This is a genomic window from Mucilaginibacter sp. (assembly GCF_028287845.1).
GTDB lineage: Bacteria > Bacteroidota > Bacteroidia > Sphingobacteriales > Sphingobacteriaceae > Mucilaginibacter.
The window spans coordinates 1-8,646 of the sequence record NZ_JAQBOW010000106.1; the positions used below are offsets into that span (position 1 = coordinate 1).

Sequence of the window (8,646 nt, forward strand, 5' to 3'; positions counted from 1 at the left end):
TGGATTTTGGTACCGGCTGTTTAAAAGTTACCCCGGCGCATGATTTGAATGATTATGAGTTAGGCCAAAAACATAACCTGCCTGTTATTGATATTTTAAATGATGATGGCACGCTGAATGAAAAGGCGCAAATATTAGTTGGCGAGGATAGATTTGCAGCACGCAAAAAAATTATAGCCCTGCTGGAAGAAGCAGGCGCATTGGATAAAGTAGAAGAGTATAAATCGCAGGTTGGATTTTCTGAACGTACAAACGCGGTTATTGAGCCTAAACTATCAATGCAATGGTTTTGCAAGATGGCAGAAATGGCTAAGCCTGCTTTAGATTATGTGTTGAATGGCGATATTAAACTGATTCCGGAAAAGTTTGGTAACACCTATCGTCACTGGATGGAAAATGTGAGGGATTGGAACATTAGCAGGCAGCTTTGGTGGGGGCAACAAATACCGGCATGGTACCTGCCTAATGGCGAATATATCATTGCTAAAACAAGAGAAGAAGCTTTTGAAGAGGCAAAAAATCTCAAATCTCAAATTTCAAATCTCAAAGCTGAGGATTTGGTACAAGATGAAGACGTTCTTGATACCTGGTTCTCCTCATGGTTATGGCCCATATCTGTATTTGATGGATTTAAGGACCCTGATAATGCCGACATCAACTACTATTATCCAACTAATGATTTGGTTACCGCGCCCGAAATATTGTTTTTCTGGGTAGCGCGGATGATCATGGCCGGGCACGAGTTTAGGGGCGAAATACCATTTAAAAATGTTTATTTAACCGGTATAGTGCGCGACAAGCTGGGACGTAAAATGTCAAAATCATTAGGCAACTCGCCAGATCCTTTGGACCTGATAGAAAAATATGGCGCTGATGGCGTTAGGGTAGGGATGTTGTTAAGTTCGCCTGCCGGTAACGACCTGATGTTTGATGAAAGCTATTGTGAGCAAGGACGTAATTTTTATAATAAGCTATGGAATGCTTTCCGTTTAGTTAAAGGATGGGAGGTTGATGAAAAGCTGCCAAATCCTAACCAAATTGCAATTGACTGGTTTGATAGCCGTTTTAATGAGGCGCTAATAGAAATAGAAGACAACTTCGCTCAATATCGTTTATCAGAAGCATTAATGGTTACCTATAAATTGGTATGGGATGATTTCTGTGCATGGTATTTAGAGATGATAAAGCCGGTTTATTTACAACCAATTGATAAGCAAACCTATAACCGCACCATAACATTCTTTGAAAACATTCTAAAAATACTTCATCCGTTTATGCCCTTTATTACCGAAGAGCTATGGCACGATGAACTATTTGGCAAACGCACTACTATGGATTGTTGCATTGTAGCCCAATTGCCAGCAAATGGGGAAATAAATTCTCAATTGTTGGGCAACGTAGAAATAGTAAAACAAATAATTACCCATATTCGAAATATTCGAAACAGCAAACAAATATCCCCTAAAGAAACCTTAACACTTTCTGTTAAAGCAAATTCGGGCATTGATTATTCATCTTACAAAACAATTATTGCCAGGCTGGCAAACCTTAGCGAGTTAAATTTGATTAATGATAAGATAAGCGGAGCAAGTAGCTTTTTAATATCAACAGATGAGTTTTATGTGCCTTTAAACGAAAATATCGATCCTTTGGCAGAAGCGGAACGCCTGCAAAAAGAGAAAGAATATTTAAATGGATTTTTAAGATCTGTAAATGCAAAACTTTCTAACGAGCGATTTATGAGCAACGCCAAGCCCGAGATAATTGAGGTAGAGCTAAAGAAAAAAGCTGATGCGGAGGCGAAACTGAAAATATTGGAAGAAAGTTTATCAGCATTGGCAAGCTAATTGCACTGAATGTTATAGCCGGTATTGGGTTTTAAATTAATAGTAAATCATTAATTGCAAAATCCAAAGGGTATAAGCATAGCTGCAAAATAGCTTTACATGAGCAAGAGGGTGCGTTTTTTTGATTTTTCGATTAAAAGGATACTGTCAAATGATTTGTCAATCCTTGATAGTGATCGTTTGCGTTTATTATATTATGGCTTGGTATTGTCTTTCTTTACCTTGTTTATATTACTGGCCGACGTTTTATACCAACACCATACAATTCTAAGTATAATAACAGGTGTATTGCTTGTTGCTTCTGCAATTTTATTTAAGTTTTTAACTTATAAACCCCGCTGGACGGTTATTTCGCACGTTATACTTATTGTAGGCACTCTTGCTAACCTGGCTAATATTTTTATAGCCATACAAAATGTAAATGTTGTTACCGTAGAGGCTATCATCATGATATTGCTGTTCAGCTTTTATATGCTGGGGCAAAAATTTGGCTTAATTTACTCTTTGGTAAATATTATACCTGTAGTAGCCCTATTTATATTGCAGTATAATAATGATTATGTAATTGATCTGAAACCTGAAAAAGTAGATGAATCAACTACCATCATAGGCGTATTTGCCAGTTTTATATTGATAATTTTTATACACAGCCATTTTTATAGTGCATTTATAAGAACCATAAAAGAGCTTAAAGAAACCAGTGATAAACAAAGCGGACTTAATGTTGAGTTTGAAAAGGCTATAGTAAAGGCACAGAAATCGGGCGAAGCAAAATCTGATTTTCTTTCAACTATGTCTCATGAGATAAGGACACCGCTTAATGCTGTTATTGGTATGAGTGATTTATTAATAACCGGTAATCCAAGAGCAGACCAGGTGGAGAATTTGGAAGTGCTTAAATTTTCGGCCGGTAACTTGTTATCTATTGTTAATGATGTGTTGGATTTTAATAAGATAGAGTCGGGCAAATTGATTTTTGAAAACATCAGATTTAATTTGGCCGAGCTGATGCAAAATATTTGTGGCGGGCTAACGATGACTGCGCAGACAAAAGGCTTGTTATTTAAATTAGACATTGACAGTGTGCTTAGGAAGAAAATGGTATTTGGCGATCCTACCCGTATAACACAAATTGTTTTTAACCTGGTAAGTAATGCAATTAAATTTACCGCCGAAGGTAATATATTGGTTAGAGTTACTTGTATAGAGGATAGAGATAACCGGGTAAACGTAAGCTTTTCGGTTAAAGATACAGGCATTGGAATTGAACAGAACCGCCTGGATATAATTTTTGAACCTTTTATACAAGAATCAATAAGTACTACACGCCAATATGGAGGTACAGGGTTAGGTTTAGCTATAGTTAAGCGTTTGTTAGAATTACAGGGGTTTAAAATTAAAGCAATAAGTAAGCCCGGTGTGGGCTCTGAGTTTTCATTTAATATGGAGTTTCCAGTATCAACAGAAGTTTATGCAGCAAGTACAGACAATCAGCCACAATGGATAGCTGAAAATGGTGAAACATTGAGTGCTATACGCATGCTTATTGTCGAGGATAACCAGGTTAACGTAATACTGATGAAAAAGCTGCTTTCTAAATGGAACATTGTACCTTCTGTTGCCGAAAATGGTGAACGCGCGGTTGAACTGGTACAATATGGTAATTTTGATATTATTTTAATGGACCTGCAAATGCCCGTTATGAATGGCTTTGATGCCGCCATGGAAATACGTAAAATGCACAATCCTGAAAAATCAGATATTCCTATTATTGCTTTAACAGCATCCGCGTTGTTTGATATCAGGGAACGTGTGCAAAAATGTGGTATGAATGACTATGTTTCAAAACCATTTAAACCGAATGAGCTGTTTGAAAAGATACAAACTTTGGTAGCAAAGTTACCTGGTGCTGCAACCCTTAAATATTCTGGTAGTCCGGTAATTCCTCAATAAACTTATAGCCCTGCTGCTCAAAGTTTATGCGGCAATAATAATGCTGCAAACCATTAGTAACGGCTAATAAAACTATTTTATGGACGATGTTATAACGCGCCACCTGGTCAAACACTTTTTGATCAATAGGTATTGAAGGTGCCTTACATTCAACCAATAGGATCTTCTCGCCTGCCGAATTAAAAGCTATAATATCAGATCGTTTTTGCTTGCCGTGTAATTTATGGCCGCCTTCCAGTTTAATTAATGATTTTGGATAGTTTTTTTGTTTGATCAGATATTGTACAAAATGCTGGCGCACCCATTCTTCGGGAGTAATAATGATATTCTTTTTCCTGATCTCATCAAATAAAGATAGCTGCCCGTTTTCGTCGGTTATTTTAAACGGATGAGGCGGAAGGTTAAGCGGCTGCAGCATTTGTAAGTTAAAATTCAAAAGTAAAAATTCAAAAGCGTTATTCGTTAAATTTACTTGCTAACACTATGTTTTTTTGACTTCTGAATTTTTACTTTTGACTTAATGACTCCTGCTGATATTTTAAAAGATCTTAAAAACCGTAAATATAAACCCATATACCTGTTACATGGGGATGAACCCTATTTTATAGACCTCGTAAGTAACTTTGTTGAACATAAATTATTGCCCGATGCCGAGAAGGGCTTTAATCAAACCGTATTATACGGCAAGGACACAGATGTAATGACCGTACTTAACGCCTCCAAACGTTACCCCATGATGGCCGACTACCAGGTAGTGCTGGTAAAAGAAGCACAGGAAATGAAATGGGGCAACGACAGCGACGATAAGAAAAGCATTAACCCATTATTAAGCTACCTGGAAAACCCGCTGCCCAGCACCATACTGGTATTTTGTTATAAATACGGCAAGTTTGATAAACGTAAAAAAACTTATAAAGCGATAGAAAAGAACGGGCTGGTTTTTGAATCGGCGGCTTTGTATGATAGTAAGATACCGGCGTGGATAGAAGGTTATCTGACCGAAAAGGGCTATAAAATTAATCAACAAGCCTCTTTGATGCTGGCCGAATACCTGGGTAATGACTTGTCGAAAATTGTAAATGAACTGGATAAGCTGATGCTAAATGTAGTTGCCGGGCAGGAGATTACGCTAAAGCATATTCACGACAATATTGGCATAAGTAAAGAGTATAATGTATTTGAGCTGCAAACCGCCCTGGGTAGAAAAGACGCTTTAAAAGTTAATCAGATCATCAATTATTTCGAGGCAAACCCAAAAGCTAACCCCATTGTATTGGTGCTGGGTAACTTAAATAACTTTTTTACAAAAGTGCTTATATACCATTACTCAAAAGATAAATCACAACAAAACCTTGCACGCGAATTGGGTATTAGTCCGTTTTTTGTAAAGGATTATGAGCAGGCGGCGCGCAGTTATCCATACGGCAAAACCATGCAGATCATCAGTTATCTGCGCGAGTATGACGTGAAAAGTAAAGGCGTTGAATCAAGTACCGACCATGGCGGGTTAATGAAGGAGTTGATGTTTAAGATATTGCATTAAAAAAAAATTAAAAAATTTTGTGATAGAGTGATAGATATTTTTTAGCGTTGTTTTTTTTAAAATTAAATGGTTAATTTTAAGGAAAGGCTTTTTGTTTATTTTGTTAAAATATCACGGATATGGGGTTTTTGCCAAAAGCAGTATCAGCTATAGTTCCTACAAGATTTAAAGGTCCCGCAAAAAGGTTACTTCAACAGTTACTTCATTCGGGTTTGGTAAAGGTGTCTGGAGGTCAGGAAGATGCTTTATTGTGGTCTCATGCGCAGGCTAAATTAACCCCATATATTATGATACAGGGATTTTTACAAGGTACTTTTCCTATGCCTCAAGTCGATAATAATAAGATCTTTATGTGGTATGATCCCGATCCCCGAGCAGTTATACACGTTGCTGATTTTAAAATAAGGAATGATTTATTACGTTGCTTAAAAAAAGATAGGCTACAAGAGTTAGACAAACGATTTGAAATAAAAATGAATGCTGATTTTGAACAAACAATAATAAATTGTTCGAAACCAAGGGGGAAGAAAACAAGTACATGGATATCCACTGAATACATTAAGGTTATGTTAGAACTTCATAAAATGGGGATAGCCCATAGTTTTGAGACCTATCAAAATGGTGAGCTTGTAGGTGGTGTTTTGGGAGTTGCTTTAAATGGTTATTTTATAACTTTAAGCCTCTTTAGAACTATTGATAACGCTAGTAAAGTTGCGTTTTGTTATTTATTAACCAAGCTTAAGGAAGATGGATTTAAGCTGCACATTACCGGAGATGCTAATAGCTGGTTTGCTCAATTTGGGGCGGTTAATGTCACAAAGAGTGATTTTAGACACGAGCTGATATCTGCGATTACAGCACCCGTTATTTTTACTTCTCGAGTGCCAGAACTCGTATTGTAGCCAGCTCATTACCATACACTAAATGTTCTTTTATTGTTGCCAATCATTTACGATCCATTTCCCGTGGTGGAGCACTATTAAAGGGCTTATTAGAACCGATAAAATTGTGTGGGATGTGTAAATAAAACTCGTAATCTTCCCACACATGGATTTGAAGTGATTGCTTTAATTGTTTCATAAAAATGGCTAATTTGTCGCCACTTTTGTCGCTAGTCGTTCTAGCGACAGGAAAAACACCTCTTACAGTATCAAAAACAAAGAAATAAATGAACCATTGGTTAGTAAAATCTGAGCCGCATAAATATAGTTGGGAAAAATTTAATGAAGATGGCCGCACCTTTTGGGATGGCGTGCGCAATTACCAGGCACGCAATAACCTGAGAGAAATGAAAATCGGCGACCTGGTGTTGTTTTATCACAGCAATGAGGGTAAAGCCGTGGTAGGCATAGCTAAAGTGGTTAAAGAGTTTTACCAGGACCCCACCACCACCGACCCAAACTGGGTGGTTGTTGACCTTGCACCTGTAGAGGGTTTAAAGAATCCCGTTACCCTGGAGCAGGTAAAAGCTGATGAGCGTTTAAAAGATGTTGGCCTGGTAAGGCAGGGACGCCTGTCTGTAATGGGCCTAAAGCGTGAGGAGTTTGACAGGATTGTTGAATTAGGCAGTTAACCGTATCCCCTGATCAGATGAATAAGCGCGAGTTTTTAAAAGCCGGGTTATTAATGGGTGCAGCTGCTCAGCTGCCTTTAAGCAGCACCGCAAAGGATATTGAATTTAAGAAGCATCAAAAAAAACACAAAAATTGGATATGGTCGCACCCCAACCAGCGGGATAAAGATGATGATCTTAAAACACGTTACGCTTCCTTTAAAGCTGCAGGTATAACCGGCTTGTTTTTTGAATATGATAGCGAGCGACACTTCCGCGCGGCTAAAGCAGCCGGGTTAGAAGCGCACCGTTGGGTATGGACAATGAACTGGCCCGACCTGGTAAGTACCCATCCCGATTGGTACAGCAAAAACCGTAAAGGCGAATCGTGTGCCGATAAGCCCCCTTATGTAAATTACTATCGCTGGCTGTGCCCATCCCGCGATGAAGTACAACAATATTTGGAGAAGTATGTGAGCGATACTTTGGATAAGGATTATGTAGACGGTATCCACCTGGATTATGTGCGTTTTTGCGATGTGATATTGCCCGTTAACCTGTGGGACAATTACCATATAGACCAAACCAAAGAACTGCCCGAATATGATTATTGTTATTGCGATGTTTGCAAAGCTAAATTTAAAGAAGAGTATGGTACCGACCTGAACGATATTCAATACCCGGAAGCCAGCCTTTCGTGGCGGCTATTCAGGTATAATGCCATTACCCGTATAGTAAATAGCTTATCGGCAGTTGCCCATCAGCATAAAAAAACAATTACCGCCTCGGTGTTCCCCACGCCCGAAATTGCGCGCCGTAATGTGCGGCAGGACTGGACAAACTGGAAACTGGATGGTATTTGCCCCATGACCTATCATGGCTTTTATAAAGAACAAGTAACCTGGATTGGCGACGCCGTTACCGAGGGCATACATTTCTTAAACGGTTCCTTCCCGTTATACGCAGGCCTTTATTTATCAGATTTTAAAAGCGATGACGAGTTAGGGGAGGGTATAAGGCTGGCCCTGCAAAATGGCGCATCAGGTGTGTCGTTTTTTGGAAATGTAACAGCTAATGTATTGGCTGTTTTAAGTACAGAATTAGCTAAACCGATATCCTGAAATAGTAGACTACGTCCTTGTAGTACCCATGAGGGCCAATCCTGAAAAAATCGTAATGACGTGTAAAAAATGGAAACTATATAAAAAAACCGCTGTCATTTCGAGCGGTAGCGAGAAATCTATACATTTCAATCCGTCTGCTTAGCGCGTGTATAGATCTCCCACTATGTTAGATGACAATTTTAATTCATTAACAATCAACAACTTAAAAATACATCATTATAAGGAACGAAGCAATCTCTACGTAGGACATTCAATTGTATATGATGTTGAGACGCGGGGTACAAATGCGCCATCAGTGGGGATTTGCAATTGAGAATTAAACATTGTACATTTATTAATACCTTAAACCCCAATACAATGGCCTATTCAAAATGCCCAAAATGCGAAAATGCTTTTTTTGAATTAGTAGAAAATTCTCCCTCTAAATCTAATTATAAGTTATTATTTGTACAATGTAGTAAATGTGGCTCTGCCATTGGAACAATGGACTATTATAACATAGGAACATTGGTTAAAGGTGTTGAAGCTAAGGTTGATAAACTGGAAAAGAACTTACCTAATGCTAACTTAATAAACAATAATTTTAATACAATCAATCAAAATATCGATGCATTGTATCGGCTAGTG

The 8,646-nt window shown here is 38.2% G+C and carries 8 protein-coding genes; 7 read left to right on the top strand and 1 reads right to left on the bottom strand.

Annotated elements, in window-relative coordinates; translation table 11 throughout:
• Both JWP71_RS10625 and JWP71_RS10630 read left to right on the top strand, forming a co-directional pair.
• Positions 1–1,847: class I tRNA ligase family protein (locus JWP71_RS10625; protein ID WP_299499534.1), on the top strand; the 1,847-nt coding region annotated here is incomplete at its 5' end.
• A gap of 99 nt (positions 1,848–1,946) precedes the next feature.
• On the top strand, positions 1,947–3,800 hold the full coding sequence (locus tag JWP71_RS10630; RefSeq protein WP_299499538.1) for an ATP-binding protein: 1,854 nt from the start codon (positions 1,947–1,949) through the stop codon (positions 3,798–3,800).
• On the opposite strand, the gene JWP71_RS10635 is transcribed toward JWP71_RS10630, so the two are convergent.
• Positions 3,766–4,218, bottom strand: coding sequence for a type I restriction enzyme HsdR N-terminal domain-containing protein (locus tag JWP71_RS10635; RefSeq protein WP_299499561.1), 453 nt, complete (start codon positions 4,216–4,218; stop codon positions 3,766–3,768). The genes JWP71_RS10630 and JWP71_RS10635 overlap by 35 nt on opposite strands.
• Positions 4,219–4,320: 102 nt before the next feature.
• On the opposite strand from JWP71_RS10635, the gene holA reads away from it, so the two are divergent.
• The 5 genes from holA to JWP71_RS10660 form a co-directional block, all read left to right on the top strand.
• Positions 4,321–5,343, top strand: a complete 1,023-nt coding sequence (gene holA, locus JWP71_RS10640; protein ID WP_299499542.1) for a DNA polymerase III subunit delta — start codon at positions 4,321–4,323, stop codon at positions 5,341–5,343.
• A gap of 119 nt (positions 5,344–5,462) precedes the next feature.
• The gene (locus tag JWP71_RS10645) at positions 5,463–6,245 is read left to right on the top strand and encodes a leucyl/phenylalanyl-tRNA--protein transferase (protein WP_299499547.1); all 783 of its coding nucleotides are present in this window, start codon (positions 5,463–5,465) and stop codon (positions 6,243–6,245) included.
• Positions 6,246–6,511: 266 nt separating this feature from the next.
• A complete protein-coding gene (locus JWP71_RS10650) occupies positions 6,512–6,916 on the top strand; it encodes an EVE domain-containing protein (RefSeq protein ID WP_299499551.1) in 405 nt (134 codons plus the stop codon).
• 17 nt (positions 6,917–6,933) lie between these two features.
• Positions 6,934–8,016 (top strand): family 10 glycosylhydrolase, encoded by a 1,083-nt coding sequence (locus JWP71_RS10655; RefSeq protein ID WP_299499555.1) that lies wholly within the window; start codon positions 6,934–6,936, stop codon positions 8,014–8,016.
• A 360-nt stretch (positions 8,017–8,376) separates the two neighbouring features.
• Positions 8,377–8,646, top strand: a 270-nt coding sequence (locus JWP71_RS10660) for a hypothetical protein (RefSeq protein WP_299499558.1), incomplete at its 3' end; no start/stop codon positions are given.